Annotated in this window: 17 protein-coding genes; 6 read left to right on the forward strand and 11 right to left on the reverse strand. The window is 67.3% G+C overall.

Going from position 1 to position 16,186, the window contains the following annotated elements:
- Nucleotides 1-64 precede the first annotated feature (64 nt).
- The 3 genes from Q0L30_RS24040 to Q0L30_RS24050 all read right to left on the reverse strand — a co-directional run bounded on the left by Q0L30_RS24040 (nucleotide 65) and on the right by Q0L30_RS24050 (nucleotide 1,682).
- Nucleotides 65-841: an SDR family oxidoreductase gene (locus Q0L30_RS24040; RefSeq protein ID WP_296662887.1), complete on the reverse strand. Its 777-nt coding sequence runs from the start codon at nucleotides 839-841 to the stop codon at nucleotides 65-67.
- Nucleotides 842-1,083: 242 nt separating this feature from the next.
- Complete coding sequence (locus Q0L30_RS24045; RefSeq protein WP_296662889.1) at nucleotides 1,084-1,404, reverse strand: type II toxin-antitoxin system RelE/ParE family toxin; 321 nt, start codon at nucleotides 1,402-1,404, stop codon at nucleotides 1,084-1,086.
- Nucleotides 1,404-1,682, reverse strand: coding sequence for a type II toxin-antitoxin system ParD family antitoxin (locus tag Q0L30_RS24050; protein ID WP_296662892.1), 279 nt, complete (start codon nucleotides 1,680-1,682; stop codon nucleotides 1,404-1,406). Before Q0L30_RS24050 ends, Q0L30_RS24045 begins: the two co-directional genes overlap by 1 nt.
- A 224-nt stretch (nucleotides 1,683-1,906) precedes the next feature.
- Between Q0L30_RS24050 and Q0L30_RS24055 the strand changes: the two genes are divergently transcribed.
- Together Q0L30_RS24055 and Q0L30_RS24060 are read left to right on the forward strand one after the other, a co-directional pair.
- Nucleotides 1,907-3,136 (forward strand): SAM-dependent methyltransferase, encoded by a 1,230-nt coding sequence (locus Q0L30_RS24055; RefSeq protein WP_296662896.1) that lies wholly within the window; start codon nucleotides 1,907-1,909, stop codon nucleotides 3,134-3,136.
- Nucleotides 3,137-3,141: 5 nt separating this feature from the next.
- Nucleotides 3,142-3,336 (forward strand): DUF2905 domain-containing protein, encoded by a 195-nt coding sequence (locus Q0L30_RS24060; RefSeq protein WP_296662899.1) that lies wholly within the window; start codon nucleotides 3,142-3,144, stop codon nucleotides 3,334-3,336.
- Nucleotides 3,337-3,383: 47 nt separating this feature from the next.
- On the opposite strand, the gene Q0L30_RS24065 is transcribed toward Q0L30_RS24060, so the two are convergent.
- From Q0L30_RS24065 to Q0L30_RS24080, 4 genes are all read right to left on the reverse strand, one after another.
- Entirely contained in the window at nucleotides 3,384-4,622 is a 1,239-nt protein-coding gene (locus Q0L30_RS24065; protein ID WP_296662901.1) for a multifunctional CCA addition/repair protein, read from the reverse strand.
- Nucleotides 4,619-5,266, reverse strand: a complete 648-nt coding sequence (locus tag Q0L30_RS24070; RefSeq protein ID WP_296662904.1) for a glutathione S-transferase family protein — start codon at nucleotides 5,264-5,266, stop codon at nucleotides 4,619-4,621. The genes Q0L30_RS24065 and Q0L30_RS24070 overlap by 4 nt, the downstream gene beginning before the upstream one ends.
- A 36-nt stretch (nucleotides 5,267-5,302) precedes the next feature.
- Nucleotides 5,303-6,250 (reverse strand): complex I NDUFA9 subunit family protein, encoded by a 948-nt coding sequence (locus Q0L30_RS24075; protein ID WP_296662907.1) that lies wholly within the window; start codon nucleotides 6,248-6,250, stop codon nucleotides 5,303-5,305.
- Between the two features lie 130 nt (nucleotides 6,251-6,380).
- Nucleotides 6,381-8,363 (reverse strand): lytic transglycosylase domain-containing protein, encoded by a 1,983-nt coding sequence (locus Q0L30_RS24080; RefSeq protein WP_296662909.1) that lies wholly within the window; start codon nucleotides 8,361-8,363, stop codon nucleotides 6,381-6,383.
- A 32-nt stretch (nucleotides 8,364-8,395) separates the two neighbouring features.
- On the opposite strand from Q0L30_RS24080, the gene Q0L30_RS24085 reads away from it, so the two are divergent.
- From Q0L30_RS24085 to pxpA, 4 genes are all read left to right on the forward strand, one after another.
- Nucleotides 8,396-9,022, forward strand: coding sequence for a 5-formyltetrahydrofolate cyclo-ligase (locus tag Q0L30_RS24085; protein ID WP_296663085.1), 627 nt, complete (start codon nucleotides 8,396-8,398; stop codon nucleotides 9,020-9,022).
- Between the two features lie 167 nt (nucleotides 9,023-9,189).
- Nucleotides 9,190-9,849 (forward strand): 5-oxoprolinase subunit PxpB, encoded by a 660-nt coding sequence (gene pxpB / locus Q0L30_RS24090; RefSeq protein WP_296662911.1) that lies wholly within the window; start codon nucleotides 9,190-9,192, stop codon nucleotides 9,847-9,849.
- Entirely contained in the window at nucleotides 9,846-10,973 is a 1,128-nt protein-coding gene (locus tag Q0L30_RS24095) for a biotin-dependent carboxyltransferase family protein (RefSeq protein WP_296662914.1), read from the forward strand. Before pxpB ends, Q0L30_RS24095 begins: the two co-directional genes overlap by 4 nt.
- 85 nt (nucleotides 10,974-11,058) lie before the next feature.
- The gene (gene pxpA, locus Q0L30_RS24100) at nucleotides 11,059-11,811 is read left to right on the forward strand and encodes a 5-oxoprolinase subunit PxpA (RefSeq protein ID WP_296663089.1); all 753 of its coding nucleotides are present in this window, start codon (nucleotides 11,059-11,061) and stop codon (nucleotides 11,809-11,811) included.
- Between the two features lie 157 nt (nucleotides 11,812-11,968).
- Here pxpA and Q0L30_RS24105 read toward each other — a convergent pair whose 3' ends face one another.
- Genes Q0L30_RS24105 through Q0L30_RS24120 form a run of 4 tightly spaced genes read right to left on the reverse strand, consistent with a single transcriptional unit; the run spans nucleotide 11,969 to nucleotide 16,142 of the window.
- Nucleotides 11,969-13,189, reverse strand: a complete 1,221-nt coding sequence (locus Q0L30_RS24105) for a TraB/GumN family protein (RefSeq protein ID WP_296662915.1) — start codon at nucleotides 13,187-13,189, stop codon at nucleotides 11,969-11,971.
- A complete protein-coding gene (locus tag Q0L30_RS24110) occupies nucleotides 13,182-14,195 on the reverse strand; it encodes a peptide ABC transporter ATP-binding protein (protein ID WP_296662918.1) in 1,014 nt (337 codons plus the stop codon). Before Q0L30_RS24110 ends, Q0L30_RS24105 begins: the two co-directional genes overlap by 8 nt.
- Nucleotides 14,192-15,223 carry an ABC transporter ATP-binding protein gene (locus tag Q0L30_RS24115; RefSeq protein ID WP_296662921.1) on the reverse strand — a complete coding sequence of 344 codons (1,032 nt, stop codon included), beginning with the start codon at nucleotides 15,221-15,223 and terminating at the stop codon, nucleotides 14,192-14,194. Before Q0L30_RS24115 ends, Q0L30_RS24110 begins: the two co-directional genes overlap by 4 nt.
- A gap of 1 nt (nucleotide 15,224) precedes the next feature.
- On the reverse strand, nucleotides 15,225-16,142 hold the full coding sequence (locus tag Q0L30_RS24120; protein ID WP_296662923.1) for an ABC transporter permease subunit: 918 nt from the start codon (nucleotides 16,140-16,142) through the stop codon (nucleotides 15,225-15,227).
- Nucleotides 16,143-16,186: the final 44 nt, after the last annotated feature.

Below are 16,186 nucleotides of genomic sequence, written 5' to 3' on the forward strand. Positions count from 1 at the left end.
TCGTGCGCACGCGCAATGTTTCGCGCTGCGTCATGTTCCGGCGGATCGTTTTACGTGCCGCCGCTCACGCTCCCGTCAAATACATCACGTCGCGCGGCAGCGGCACGAGGTGCTGTCCGCCGTCGACCACGAGCGTTGTTCCGGTTACGCCCGATGCGCCCGCGAGATACAGCGCGGCCTCGACCAGATCGGCCGGCCGCGACGCGCGGCCGAGCGGCGTCAGCTTGTGCGCGGCCACGAAGCCTTCCGGCGTCTGGTCGGCCGACTGCAGCGTGAGACCCGGCGCAAGCCCGACCACGCGCACCTTCGGCGCGAGCGCCTGGGCGAGCGCGACGGTGGCGTTCGCGAGCGCGGCCTTCGTCAGCGTGTACGAGAGGTAATCCGGGTTCATGTTGTACAGCTTCTGGTCCAGCACGTTGATCACGCAGGTGCGCTGCGACTCGTCGGCCACGGCGGCATCGGGTGTCGCCTCGTACAGCGTGCGCGCCAGCACGAGCGGCGCGCCCACGTTGATCGCCATGAGGTTGAGCAGCTTCTCGTAGCCGATGTCGCGCGCCGTGTCTTCATCGAAGGACGACGCGTTGTTCAGCACGCACGCGGGCCGCCCGAGCGCCGCCGTGCAGGCGGGCACGAGCCGCGCGACGTCGGCCTCGCTCGCGAGGTCGGCGTGCAGCGCCACCGCGCGCCGCCCGAGCGCCTCGATCTGCGCGACGAGTTCGTCAGCCGCGTCCCCTGAGCCGCCGAAATGCACCGCCACGTCCCAGCCGCGCGCCGCAAAGCCCAGCGACAGCTCGCGCCCGATCCGGCGCGCGCCGCCCGTGACCAGCACCACGCGCGACAAAGCGCCCGCGGACGAACCGGGGCCAAAATCGGGGCCGGGTGTACCTGACGGGCCGGAGGGTCGGGATAAGCCGGAGGCCTCGGCGGAACCGCTAGACGGGCGGGAACCGGTAGGTGCGCTCATTTACAGTGAAGCCTGCAGAGACAGACAAATTTATAACAATCAAAAGGTTGCATTCCCACTGTCCCCTGGCGGGACGCCTCACGCTCGCGCGGCCGTCCGGAACGCCGCAACACAAGGTGCTATCTGCGGTCGGCGAACACGGACAGCACAGCATTGTAGTCCTGGCCACCGCAGAACACGCCGAGGATATAGACGGTTGCATCGATCACAGCGAACGCAATAATCGCGCTCCCGCGATAATGGGTGATCCGCAAGCCCGGTCGGACGTCGTCGCGCGGCACGCCCCGCTGCGGAAACGATCTCAGGCTCTCGCAATACTCTACGATCGAGTCGATATAGGTAGCAGCAACTTGCGGGGAGCCCTGGCCGGCAATGTAGTCCTCAAGCGCTTCAAGCTGCTGCACGGCCTCGGGAGCAAATTCGACATTGAACGCCGTCATCAAGCCTTCGGCGTGCGCGTCTGACGTTTGGCGGCAAGACGCTCGCGAACTTGCCCGGTAGTCAGCGCCCGCGACGGATCAGCCTTCAATGCTTCGTATGCCGGTGCGACTGTGTTCAGGAGCCACGATTCGACGGCCCGGTCGCGAGCGGCAAGCGTTCGCAATCCATCCCTGATTACTTCGCTGTCGGATGCGTATTCACCGCTCTCGACCTTGGCGCGCACCAGCGCCGCCAACTCGGCGGGCAGCGTAATGCTGAACTGTTGGGTCGTTCGCATGTGAGGCCTCTCTAGATTTCGATAGGATTTAATCCTGCATGATACGCGCAACGCGGTGGGCAGACGCACGATGAGGCGGGCCGCAGAAAGCCAGAAGCGGAGGCGAAATCAAGGCGGCAACGGCCAAATGACTTTGAAAATCCGGTGACTTTGAAAATCCGGTCGAAAGTCGGCAACCCTCCTCTATCCCCGAAAATCACGAAAGAGCCATTTACAATGGCGGGATGAATCCGAAAGCTCACGAACCCGATAGTTTACCTGTTCCCGAACCGGCCGCGCTCGCGCAGTCCGAGGCACTTGCCGCAAGCTTGCGCGCCGAGATCGCCGCGGCGGGCGGCTGGCTGCCATTCGAGCGCTATATGGAGCGCGCGCTCTACGCGCCGGGACTGGGCTACTACAGCGGCGGCGCACGCAAGTTCGGCCTGTTCGCCGCCGACGGCAGCGACTTCGTGACCGCGCCCGAACTCTCGCCCCTCTTCGCTTCGACACTCGCGCGCGCGCTCGCCGAAGCGCTCGCGGCGAGCGGCACGCGCGCGCTGATGGAGTTCGGCGCGGGCACGGGCAAGCTCGCGGCGGGCATCCTGCTCGCGCTCGACGCACTCGGCGTCGCGTTCGATTCATATGCCATCGTCGATCTTTCGGGCGAATTGCGCGCGCGCCAGCGCGAAACCCTCGAAGCGAGTGCGCCGCATCTCGTGGCCCGCGTGACGTGGCTCGACGCCCTGCCCGCGCAGTTCGAGGGCGTGGTGATCGGCAATGAAGTGCTCGACGCGATGCCGGTGCGGCTTTTTGCCCGCAAGGACGCCGTGTGGCACGAGCGCGGCGTGGCAGTGAACGCGCAGGGCGCGTTCGTGTTCTCGGATCGGCCGGCGGTAAGCGGCGGCAGCGAAGGCTGCGGATGCAGTGAACCCGGCGCACACTGGCCCGAAGGCGTGCTCGCCGGCATCGAGGGCCGCGACGACTACGTGGCCGAAACGCACGACGCGGCGCTCGCGTTCACGCGCACCGTCTGTACGATGCTCGTGCGCGGCGCCGCGTTCTTCATCGACTACGGGTTCCCGAACCGCGAGTTCTATCATCCGCAGCGCGTCCAGGGCACGCTGATGTGCCACTACCGTCATCGCGCGCATGACGATCCGTTTCTCTATCCGGGCTTGCAGGACATCACGGCGCACGTCGAATTCACGGGCATCGCGCAAGCCGGCATCGACGCGGGCGCGGATCTGCTCGGCTACACCTCGCAGGCGCGCTTTCTGATGAACGCGGGCATTACGGACGTGCTTTCGGAAATCGATCCGGGCGATGTCGCGCGCTTCCTGCCCGCCGCGAATGCGGTGCAAAAACTCGTCTCCGAATCGGAGATGGGCGAGCTCTTCAAGGTGATCGCGTTCTCGCGCGGCATCGACGGAACACTCGCCGCATTCGCACGCGGCGATCGCAGCCACACACTCTAGACGCCATGATCCGCTGGTTCCTCACCACGTTCATCGCCGTGGCGATCCTCTCGGGTGCGCAGCCGTGGCTGCGCAAGCTCGGCATCGGCAGACTGCCCGGCGACGTCACGCTGCGCCTCTTCGGCCGCGAATACCCGCTGCCGTTCATGTCGACGCTCGTGCTTTCGCTGTTGCTTTCGCTGCTCGTGCGCGCGCTCTGAGCGACGTGCGCTGCGGGCGCAAGCCACCCGCAGCGCCCAGACCGCGCTCACACCTTTACCAGCGCGTCCTCCACGGCCTTCACGCGCGCGCCGTGCACCGCTTCCTTGATCTTCTCCGCACCGCCATCGCAATCGCGCGCGATCGCGCCTGCGTCGACGCCACGCGCCGCCGCCAGCGCCGCACGCAGCCGTTCGACCTGCGGATAGGGCGCCTGCTCCCAGCCGAGCCGCCCGTGCAGATCCGCTTCGCAGGCCTGTAGCGCCTCGGCGAAGCGCGCGGGCTTGCGCAGCGCGTCGCTGCGTTCGAGCAGGCGCACGAGCGCGGCTCCGCCCATCTCCGTCACGCGATGCACGTTGCTGTGCTCGCGTGCGACCAGCACGGCCAGATCGCGGCATTCGTTGGGTACGCGCAAACGCTCGCACAACGGCTTCAATAGATCCACGCTGCGGCCTTCGTGGCCGATGTGGCGCGGCAGCAGGTCCGCGGGCGTGGTCGCCTTGCCGAGATCGTGCGTGAGCGCGGCGAAGCGCACCGGCAGCGTGTAGCCCTGTGCAGCCGCGTGGTCGATCACCATCATCACGTGCACGCCGGTATCGATTTCGGGGTGATAGTCCGCGCGCTGCGGCACGCCAAAGAGGCTTTCGACTTCCGGCAGCACGCGCGCGAGCGCACCGCATTCGCGCAGCACCGCGAACATGCGCGACGGCTTGTTCTCCATGAGTCCGCGCGCCACTTCCTGCCATACGCGCTCGGGCACGAGCGCATCGACTTCGCCCGCTTCGACCATGCGCCGCATCAGCGTCATCGTTGCGGGGGCAACGGTAAAGTCGGCAAAGCGCGCCGCGAAGCGTGCGATGCGCAAAATGCGCACGGGGTCTTCGAGAAACGCGTCGCTCACATGCCGGAACACGCGCGCCTTGAGATCGCCCGCACCATCGAACGGATCGACCACCTCGGCGCCCATGACATCGCCCGGGAGCACTTCGCGCGCCATCGCGTTGATCGTGAGGTCGCGCCGCGCGAGATCTTCTTCGAGCGTCACGTCGGGCGCGTAGAAGAACTGGAAGCCGTGGTAGCCCGCGGCGGTCTTGCGCTCGGTGCGCGCAAGCGCGTATTCCTCGTGCGTGTGCGGATGCAGAAACACCGGAAAGTCCTTGCCCACCGGACGATATCCCTGCGCCGCCATCTGCTCGGGCGTGGCGCCCACCACCACATAGTCGCGGTCGCGCACGGGCAGCCCGAGCATTTCGTCGCGGATCGCACCGCCTACAACGTAGATTTTCATGCGTCGAGTTCGTCGTCGGCCACAATGTGCGTTTCGTTGCGCGCTGCCGCAATCCACGCGGCAACGGCGGGCAGCGCCGTGACGCGCCGCGCGTACGCGCCCGCTTCCGGCGAGAGCTTCGGCTGAAAGCTGTTGAAGCGCATCACGACCGGCGCGTACATCGCGTCGGCAATGCTGAATTCGCCGAACAGGAACGGCCCGCCGCTGGCGGCGAGGCACTCGCGCCAGATCGCGTCGATGCGCGCGATATCGCTGAGCACGTCCGGCGCCGTGCCCACGCCGGGGCGCGTCAGGCGGATATTCATCGGCATGGCGTTGCGCAGCGCGAAGAAACCCGAATGCATTTCGGCGCTCACGCTGCGCGCGCGGGCGCGCGCGTTCGCGTCGCGCGGCCACAGCGCATGCTTCGGGAAACGCTCGGCGAGCGTCTCCGCAATCGCGAGCGAATCCCACACGGGGAAGCCGTCGTCGGGCATGAGGCACGGCACCTTGCCCGAGGCCGAGTACTGCAGGATCGCAGCCTTCGTGCCCGGCTCGTCGAGTTCGATCAGCACTTCGTCAAACGGAATGCCGAAATGCGTGAGCAGCAACCACGGACGCATCGACCACGACGAATAGTTCTTGTCTCCAATAGCGAGTTTCATCACGACCATCAGGTTAAGAGTGGAAGGAAGCGCAGGCTAGCTCGTGTGGAACACCTTGGGCCGCGAGCGCTGCGCCGCGTCGCCCAGATACAGCGGCGCCATCGTTTCGAGGCTCGCGGGCTCGATGCCGAGTTCCGGTGCAAGCGGCCCGGAGAGCACGCTGTCGACTTTCATCGAATCGAGATTGTCGCGCGTGAGCACCGGCACGCCGGGCGCCATTTCGAACGAGAACGCCTGCAACCGCGCAAGCGTGTTGGGCAGCCGCACGATGCGCGCATGCCGTCCAACTATTTCACCGCAATACGCGAGCAACTGTTCGAGCGTATAGACGCTCGGCCCGCCGAGTTCGTAAGTGTGCCCGCTTGCGGCGTCGAGATCGAGCACATTGACGATCGCCGCCGATACGTCGGCGAGATAGACCGGCTGGAATTTCGCGTCGGGCATCGCGAGCGGAATCACCGGAAAGAGCTTTTGCAGGAACACGAAGCGGTTGAGGAACGTGTCGCCGGGGCCGAACACCACCGACGGCCGGAAGATCGTCGTGGCGAGCGACGCCGATGCGTGCACGGCCTTTTCGCCATCGCCCTTCGAGCGCAGGTACATGCTCGGCCCGCGTGGATCGGCGCCAATCGCGCTCACATGAATGAGCCGGTGGACGCCCTTGCCTTCGCACGCGGCGACGATCTTCGTCGGCAGGTCGACGTGCAGCCGGGCGAAACCCGGGCCGTAAGGATCGCCGCGCCCGCCGTCGAGCGTGCCGACGAGATTGATGACGGCATCGGCGTTTTCGACGAAGCTCGCGAGCGCAACGGGATCGAACACATCGGTTTCGATCACATCGATGGGAAGCAGGGTGAGATGGCGGGCGTTGGTGCGTCGTCGGGTCGCGATGCGCACGTCCTTGCCCGCCTCGACGAGCGCGTTGACGAGATGGCTGCCGATGAACCCCGAACCGCCGATAACCGCGATGGCTTGATGTCGCATCTCCGACCTCCCTTGTGCAAGCGGCACGAGAAATCGAGAACCGGATTCGCCCGGCCGGCGCGCGCAAAGCGGGGGGCGGCGCGCGCCGTCGTGAGCCGCCGGCGCCCTGGCAGGCGCGGCGGCGCTGCGCTTAAGGTGCGATATAGCCGAGACGCGCCTTCAGCGATTGCGGGCGGCCCTCGAACAGCGCCGCGTAGTAGACCGTGTTCGACAACACATTTTTCACGTAGTCGCGGGTTTCCGGGAACGGAATGGTTTCCGCGAAGATAGCGCCCTCGACAGGCTGCTGCAACGACTGCCGCCACGCGCGGGGGCGGCCCGGTCCGGCGTTGTAGCCCGCGGTGGCGAGCACGGCGGAACCGTCGAACTGATTGTAGATCATCGACAAATAGTTGGTGCCGAGCAGAATATTCGTGTCGATGTTGTCGAGTTGCGCGCGCGAAAGCGGACCGAGGCCGATCTTTCTCGCAACCATCTGCGCCGTGGCCGGCATGATCTGCATGAGACCGCTCGCCCCGACGCCCGAGCGCGCGTTCAGGATGAAGCGCGACTCCTGGCGGATGAGCCCGTAGGCCCATTCGACATCGAGACCGTTCGACTGCGCGTCGCGCTCGACGATGTCGCGAAACGGCGAGAGAAAGCGCAGCGAGAAGTCATGTTCGGATTTCGTGCGGTCCGCCGTGTTGACGGTGCGGTCGAGCAGATCGATACGACGCGCGTATTCGGCGACCGCGAGCAGTTGGCGATCCGTCATGCCGCGCAGCGGCCAGTTCCATTCGCGATTGCCTTCGAAGCGCAGATTCATCGCATAGAAACGCTGCGCGAGCGCGAAGCCCGGCGTCCGCCCGGCCCGGGCGATTTCGTCGTCGGTGACGGTGACTTTCGGCGGAATCGTGATCTTCTGGCCGAGTTCTTCGAGCGCGAGCTGGCCGTAGAAGTTATAGCCCTGCGAAATCTGCATGAACTCCTGGTTGGCCTGCGCCACGTCGGCATTCTGGCCGCTCTGCTTGAGCGCGCGCGCGTGCCAGTAGACCCACGCGGGCTGCGCGCGCAGCGCGGCGGGCATCTGCTCGATCGACCAGCGCACCATGGTCCAGTCGCCGCCGAGCAGCGCCGCGCGCGTGCGCCATTCGTAGGCGGCATTCGAAAGCGGCGCGTTCGCCGAGAGGCGATACCAGTCGAGCGCGCCCGGCAGGCGCTTGAGCGTGGCCTGATAGCCGATCGTGCCCCAACCGATGGCGCGCTCGGGCGACGACATCGAAGGCGCGACGGCGGCCCAGGTCGCGGCGGCCATGGCCGGATCGTTGCGCGCCATCACGGTGACGGCGAGGAGCGCCAACTGGTGCGACTGCGGATCGGCGCTCACGCCGCGTGCGAGCGTGAGCGGCGGCGCGCTCGTCGCCTGCGCGGCGGCGGCCGGGTCGGGCTGCTGCGCGAGGCCGCCGAACAGCCGGTCGCCCGTGGTGGTCTGGTTCTGTTCGTAGGCGAGGCGGATCTGCTGCCACACGTCGTCGCTCGTGAACTGGCCTTTGATGGCCAGCGCCGTTACGAGGTCGACGCAACCGTCGCCGTAATAACGCGGCTCGGTGAGCAGTGCGCGCGCATCGTTCGCGACGTTCTCGCCGTGCGCCGCGCGCGATTCGAGCGCGTAGCACTTCACCTGCGTGTCGTCGTTGAGGACGAAGCGCGGATACTGCTGATCGAAGTTCGCCCAGTCGTGGCGCGCGCCGAGCACGAGCAGATAGTCGTTGCGCAGACGGTCGGCAATCGCCTCGCCATCGTGGCGCTGCAGGAACGAGAGCACGGGCGCGTCCGGCGCGTCGATGCGCGCGTGGCCCTGCGAGTCGAACAACTGCGGCTTGATCTGGAAGTACTCCACATACGACTGTGCCGGATAGTCCGGAATCATTGCCGCCAGTTGCGCGGCGCGCGCGGGATCGTTGTTGCGCGCCGCTTCGCGAAGCTGAATGAACGTCTGGTCGTCGGGAGAAAGTTGAGCGCCCTGGGAAACGGCGACGGGCCGCACGGCGGACGCCGTGCTGCAGGCGACGAGTGCCGCAGCGGCCAGCGCGAAACCGGCCGCGCGATATACTCGGATAATGCGTTTGGACATCATTGTTTCTGGAGCACGAGGTGGACCCAAGGATAGCATGCAACCCTCGCCCGGAATCCAAAAAGACCTACCGTACGCGACTCCTCGCAACACGTCTGGAAGCCGCATCTGACGGGGCTCTGAACGCCGCACTCGAAACCCGGCTCGCGGCACTCGTCGAACACCTCGCGCCACGATCGATCGGCTTTTACTGGCCGTTGCGCGGCGAGTTCGATGCGCGCGCCTGGATCGCGTCCTGGCTCGCAGCCGATCCATCGCGGCGCGCCTCGCTGCCCGCGATTCGCGAACGTCATGCGCCGCTCGCCTTTCACCTCTGGACACCCGATGCGCCGATGCGCGAAGGCCATCACGGCATTCCCGAACCGGCCTCGCAGGTGAGCGCAACGCCCGATCTGCTGCTCGTGCCCTGCGTGGGCTTCGATGCCGACGGTTATCGACTCGGTTATGGCGGCGGCTATTACGACCGCACGCTGGCCGAGTGGCCCGGCGATGGGCTGCCCGTCACGGTCGGGATTGCGTACGAAGCATGCCGCATCGAGACCGGCCTGCTCGAACGCGAAGCGCACGACCTGCCGCTCGACGCCGTCGTCACCGATGTCCACACGCACCTCACCGCCCGCATCAAAGCCCGCATCAAGTCCCGCATCAAGTCCTGTTGATGACCGGTTGATGGCCGGTTTATGGCCCGGTGACTGCGCATTGACTGCGGGCCGACGTCGCACGCGGGCGCACTCGTTGCGCCAGACACGAGCCACGCTCACACCAAGCCGACACTTTGCGTGCGCGAAGGGCACAATCCGGGTACGACCCGTCCCTTTGCAACGCCATGTCGAATCTTGCTCCACGCATCTTTGCGCTCGGCGACGAAGCACTCGTCTGCGAAGTGCCGCCGCCCGCCACGCTCGAAGTCCAGCGCCGGGTCTGGGCCGTCGCCGCGCTGGCACGCGCCTGGGCGCCCGTGCGCGAAGTCGTGCCCGGCATGAACAACCTGACGATCACGTTCGATCCGCTCGCCGCGGACACCGCCGCGCTCGCACGCGCGCTCGAAACGGCCTGGTGCGACGCCGATATCGCGCCGCGCGCGGGCCGCGATATCGAAATCCCGGTCGCATACGGCGGCGACAACGGCCCCGACCTCAAAACCGTTGCGCATTACACGGGCCTCAATGCCGCCGAGGTCGCCGCGCGCCACGCCGCCGGCATCTACACCGTGTTCTTTCTCGGCTTCCAGCCGGGCTTCGCCTATCTCGGCGGACTCGACGCCGCGCTCCACACGCCCCGCCGCCGCGAGCCGCGCCTCGCCGTACCGGCCGGATCGGTCGGCATCGGCGGCGAGCAGACGGGCATCTATCCCGCGAAATCGCCGGGCGGCTGGCAACTGATCGGCCGCACCGCGCTGACGCTCTTCGACCCCGCGCGCAACCCGCCCACGCTGCTGCTGCCCGGCGACCGCGTGCACTTCACCGTCGCGGAGCTGTGCACATGATCGAAGTCCTGCGCGCGGGCGCGCTCACCACGGTCCAGGATCCCGGCCGGCACGGCTACCGGCACCTCGGCGTCGCGACGGCCGGCGCGCTCGATGCGCTCGCGCTCGAAGTCGGCAACCGCCTCGTCGGCAACCGTCCCGATGCGGCGGGCATCGAAGTGACGCTCGGCCCCGTCGTGCTGCGCTTCGCGCGCGCAACGCGCATCGCCGTTACGGGCGCCGATTACGGCGCAACGCTCGGTACGAACGCAGGTACAAGCGCGGGCACAAACGTGGACACGAGCGCGGTGTGGCCCTGGTGGAGCCTGCCCGTCGCGGCGGGCGAAGAACTCGTGCTGAACAACGCGCAACGCGGCATGCGCGCGTATGTATGCGTTGCGGGCGGCATCGACGTCCTGCCGATCCTCGGCTCGCGCAGCACCGATCTCACGGCGGGCTTCGGCGGGCTCGCGGGCCGCGCGCTCAAGGACGGCGACCGCCTCGCCACGGGCGCAAGCGCCGCGCCCGGGCCCGAGCGCGTGTCGCTATCGCCGGATGCACCGCCATTCGGCGTGAAATCCCCCTCGTTGTGCGACTTCGGCTACGTGCACGAGCCGCACCGCCAGCGTGGCCGCCGCACGAACGCAAACGCAGACGCATGGACCGTGGTGCGGGTGCGCGTGCTGCGCGGCCCGGAATACGACAGCTTCACGCCCGAAGCGCAGGACGCATTCTGGTCCGAGGAATGGCGCGTCACGCCGAACAGCAACCGCATGGGCTACCGGCTGTCGGGCACGGCGCTCGCGCGCGAAAGCGGCGCGGACCTGCTCTCGCACGCGGTGCTGCCGGGCACGGTCCAGGTGCCGCCCAACGGTCAGCCGATCGTCCTGATGAGCGACGCGCAGACCACGGGCGGCTATCCGAAGATCGGCTCGGTGATCCGCGCCGATTTGTGGAAGCTCGCGCAGGTGCGTCTGATGGGCGGCGTGTGCTTCGTGCCGACCACGCCCGCACTCGCGCGCAAGGCGCTCGAAGACGAGCTGGCGTATTTGCGGCAGATCGACGCCGCAATCGCCATGCACGACGAGCATTACGCGCGGCGCTGCGGGATGGCACAACCGGCACAACGCGCGCAACGGGCGTAGCGCGCGTGATAATCAGCAGCGAATCAACTGCAAATCAGCAGCGAAAAGGAAAAAAGCGGCAGGCAGTACGGAGAAACACACCATGATCACCATCGACCTGAACGCCGATCTTGGCGAAGGCTGCGGCTCGGACGAGGCGCTGCTCGACCTCGTCAGCTCCGCGAACATCGCGTGCGGCTGGCACGCGGGCAGCGCCCACGCGATGCGCGAATGCGTGCGCTGGGCCGTCGAAAAAGGCGTGTCGATCGGCGCCCATCCGGGTTTCAACGACCCGGAGAACTTCGGCCGCAAGGAGATGGATCTCCCGGTCACCGAGCTTTATGCGGGCGTGCTCTACCAGTTGGGCGCGCTATCCGCGATTGCGCAGGCCGAGGGCGGGCGCATCGCACACGTGAAGCCGCACGGCGCGCTCTACAACCAGGCGGCGCACGATGCGCGGATCGCGGACACGATCGTTTCCGCCGTGCACGACTTCGATCCTACGGTCGCCGTGTTCGCGCTCGCGGGCAGCGCGCTTGCGGCAGCGGCGCGCGCGGCCGGGCTCGTCGCCGTGGAAGAAGTGTTCGCCGACCGCGGCTATCGCGCGGACGGCTCGCTCGTGCCGCGCGGCGAGCCGGGCGCCCTCCTCGACGACGAAGACGCCGTGCTGGCGCGCACGCTCGCGATGATCCTCGAACAGCGCGTGCAGGCAGTCGACGGAACGTGGGTGCCGCTCAATGCGCAAACCGTCTGCCTGCACGGCGACGGGCCGCATGCGCTGGCGTTCGCGCGGCGCATCCGCGCGGCGCTGGCCGACGCGGGCATCGGCGTGCGCGCCGCGGGACCGGCCAGGGACTGAGCAGGCGCGGCGGCGGATTGAAGCGCGTGAAAGCACATGAAGGCGGCGAAACGCGCCGCTCAACCTGATTCAAACTGACTCAAGTTGATTCAGTCCGACTCAGCCCGATTAGCCCGATTAGCCCGATTCAGCCCAACTCAGCCCAACTCAGCCCAACTCAGCCCGGCTCGACCGTGAAGCCGCGCTGGCGCAGCAACGCCAGTACGCCCTTGCGTCCGCCGAGGTGCAGCGCGCCGATTGCGACGAACACCGGCTTGTTGGGCGCCGCGATCTGCAGCATGCGCGAGACGAAGCGCCGGTTGCGCTCGTAGACGATGCGGTTGTCGACCGAATCCGAAATGCGCTTGTCGTGCGCGAGCTTCTCCGAACGCGCGATCTCCCACGCGGCAATCGCATCCGCATCGCCGAGGCGCCACAGGTGCAGCAGCGTGTTCACGTCGGCGACGTTCTGCGCCGGGGTCTGCGCGAGATCCTGCGCCAGCATCTCACGCTGCTGCGCGAGTGAGAGGTTCGTGAACGAGCGCATCTGCTCCTGAAGCGTCTCGAGCCCGACGACGCGCCGCCCCTTCAGCTTCAGGAACACGTTCTGCAACTGCGCCTCGGTGCCGTACTCGGTTTGCAGGCCCGCGCTCAGCGAATCGTAGGTTTCCACGAGGAGCGAGGCGAGCCACGGCCGCATCCGGCGGATGCCGGCGAGCGCCTCGGGATTGCCGCGCAGGCGCCCTTCAAGCTTCTGCCACAGCGGCTCGGGAAGGAGCCCCGGCAGGCAGGGCCGTGCGCACACGCCGTACTTCGAGACGTCGTCCTGCGAGACGAGCAGATCGTCGGGCGAGAGTTCGAGCGCGAGCGTCGGCGACGCGTTGAGCGCCGCGAGGATCGGCTGACGAAAGGGCTGGTTCGGGGGATAGTCGACGGGGTCGCCCACGTGCAGCGTCCCGAGCAGGTAGAGGGTGACCGTGCCGCGCGTGGCGACGTAGAACGGCATGCGCGCGGGCCGCCCGCGCACGGGGCCGCCGGCGGTCGTGCCCGAGGCGTAGCTCGGCACGGCGGGCGGCGAGTGAAAGCCCGGCAGGCCCGACCCGCCCGGCATCGAGACGGACGGACGGGCACCAGGCGTATTGGCTGCGGATTCCGCCGCGAGCGCGGCGGGGATGAAGCCGCGCGATTGCGACGCGGCATGCACCCCGCCCACCTGAAACGCATCGCCTGCAGCAAACGCGAGCCGCAGCGGCCGGTCGAGCGACGGCCCGAAGGCGATGGCCAGTGCGAGCAATGCGCCAGTGGCGGCACGCATGGCATCACGCAATGTGAAAACGGCGCGACGGCCGCTTTCACCCCAGCGGCGCGTAAAACGACGCGCCGCCGTCGCTTCAGGCATCCTTTTCCCCTACCTCCTCTGCACGATGGCAGGATACCTGACGCCCATCAACTTCGCGAAGTACCGGAACCTCTTTACGACACCGCTCGATCGCATACGGGCAGCGCTGGTGGAACGTGCAGCCCGACGGCGGGTTCAGCGGCGACGGCAGTTCGCCTTCGAGCTTGATCTTCACGCGGCGGTCCGCCTCGAAGATCGCGGGCGTCGCCGACAGCAGCGAGCGCGTGTACGGATGGCGCGGCCGCTCGATCACGGTCTTCTTGTCGCCCAGTTCGGCCACCCCGCCGAGATACATGACCATCACGTCGTCGGCAACGTGCTCCACCACCGAGAGGTTATGCGAGATAAAGATGTAGCTCGTGCGGAACTGATCCTGCAGGTCCATGAAGAGGTTCAGGATCTGCGCCTGGATCGACACGTCGAGCGCCGAGACCGGTTCGTCGGCCACGACGATCTGCGGATCGAGGATCATCGCGCGGGCGATCGCCACACGCTGGCGCTGCCCGCCCGAGAACATGTGCGGATAGCGCTTCGCGTGCTCGGGCCGCAGGCCGACGATGCGCATCATGTGCGCGATGCGGTCCGCGCGCTCGGCGGCCGTGAGCTGCGTGTTGATCGCGAGCGGCTCGCCCAGCGTCTGCTCGACCGTCTTGCGCGGATTGAGCGAGGCGAACGGGTTCTGGAACACCATCTGCACGCGGCGGCGCAGCTCGGCGATCTTCTCCCGGTTCGCATGCGCGACGTCCTCGCCGTCGATGACGAGACGGCCCGCCGTGGGCGGCTCGATCATCGTGAGCTGACGCGCGAGCGTGGACTTGCCGCAGCCCGATTCGCCGACCACCGCCAGCGTGCGGCCGCGCACGAGCGAGAACGACACGCCGTTGAGCGCCTTCACGGTTGCCGTGCCGAACATGCCGCGCTTGACGGTGTAGTGCTTCTTCAGATCCTCGGCGACGAGGACGCGGTCTTCATCGCCGTGCGGCGCGTGTTGCGGGACTGCGTTCATTGCGCGCCTCCGTGAGTCGGGTTCGCCGTTTGATTGCGCATATCGCGCAGATTGAGCGGCTTGATGCAGCGGACCTGCGTAATACCGCCGGCACCGAGCCCCGGCACCGGTTCGAGCGCGGGTCGCGCCTTCTTGCAGTCGTCCACCACGTACTTGCAGCGCGGCGCGAAGAGGCAGCCGCCCGGACGGTCGTCGCGTCCCGGCACCATGCCCGGCAGCGCGGCGAGGCGCACGGCGCCTTTGTTGTGCTCCGGAATCGCGGCGAGCAGCGCCTCGGTGTACGGATGATGCGGCTTCGCGAAGATCTCGGGAACGGCGTTCGTCTCGATGATCTCGCCCGCGTACATCACGGCCACGCGCTGCGCGACTTCGGACACCACGGCCAGATCGTGCGAGATCAGCACGAGCGCCATGCCGCGCTCCTTTTGCAGGCGCACGAGCAGTTCCATGATCTGCGCCTGGATCGTGACGTCGAGCGCCGTGGTGGGCTCGTCGGCGATCAGGAGCTTCGGGTTGCACGCGACGGCCATCGCGATCATCACGCGCTGGTTCATGCCGCCCGACATCTGGTGCGGGAAGTTGTCGATGCGGTTCTTCGCGTCGGGAATGCCCACCTGGTCGAGCAGTTCGAGCGCGCGCGCGTTGAGCGCCGCGCCGCGCAGGCCCTCGTGCAGCTTGAGCACTTCCTTGATCTGGTAGCCGACGGTGTAGCTCGGGTTCAGGCTCGTGAGCGCGTCCTGGAACACCATCGCGATGTCCTTGCCGACGATGCGGCGGCGCTCCTTGCCCGTCGCATTGAGCAGGTCGCGGCCGTCGAACGTGATCGAATCGGCGCTCACCTTGCCGGGCGCGTCGATGAGGCCCATCAGCGCCATCATCGTCACGCTCTTGCCGGAGCCGGATTCGCCCACGATGCCGAGCACCTCGCCCGGCGCGACCGAGAGATTCACGCGGTCCACGGCGGGCAGGCCGTTGAAGTTCACCGCCAGGTTGCGGATGGTCAGCAGGTCTTTCTTTTGCGTGTTCATGTCAGGCCATCCGTTTCAGCTTGGGATCGAGCGCGTCGCGCAGCCCGTCGCCGAGCAGGTTGATCGCGAGCACCGAAATCAGGATGGAAAGGCCCGGCATCGTGACGATCCACCAGGCGCTGTCGATATAGTCGCGCGCCGAGGCGAGCATCGCGCCCCACTCGGCGGCGGGCGGCTGCACACCGAGGCCGAGGAAGCCGAGCGCGGCGGCGTCGAGAATCGCCGACGAAAAGCCGAGCGTGGCCTGCACGATGAGCGGCGCCGTGCAGTTGGGCAGCACCTGCGAGAACATCAGGCGCGCCGTGCCGGCACCGGCCACGCGCGACGCCGTCACGTACTCCTTGTGCAGTTCGCCGAGCGCCGAGCCGCGCGTGAGACGCACGTAACCCGGCAGCGCGACGATCGCGATGGCGAACATCGTGTTCGTGAGACCCGGGCCGATGATCGCGACCACGGCCACGGCGAGCAGCAGCGAGGGCAGCGCGAGCAGCACGTCCATCAGACGCATGATCGGCGTATCGGCCCACTTCTCGAAGAACGCGGCGACGAGGCCGAGCACGATGCCCGGAATCAGCGCGAGCACCACCGAGACGCAGCCGATCCACAGCGACAGCCGTGCGCCGTACATCAGGCGCGAGAGGATGTCACGGCCCGCTTCGTCGGTGCCGAGCACGAACTTCCAGTTGCCGCCGTCGAGCCAGGCGGGCGGAATCTTCACGTAGTCGCGGTACTGCTCGATCGGGCTGTGCGGCGCGATCAGCGGCGCGAAGATCGCGACGAAGATCAGCACGAGCACGATGACCCCGGCGGAGACGGCGCCCTTGTTGTGCGAGAAATTCGCCCAGAATTCGCGCAGCATGAGCGTGCGGCCCGAGGGCGGCGTGACCGCTTGCGGGGCGGCGTTCTGAATGTCAGCCATCACGCCTCCAGATTGCGTTGAGTGTATTGCGGGAAACGGTTCAT

The sequence above is a fragment of the Paraburkholderia sp. genome, assembly GCF_024281035.1.
Taxonomy (GTDB): domain Bacteria; phylum Pseudomonadota; class Gammaproteobacteria; order Burkholderiales; family Burkholderiaceae; genus Paraburkholderia.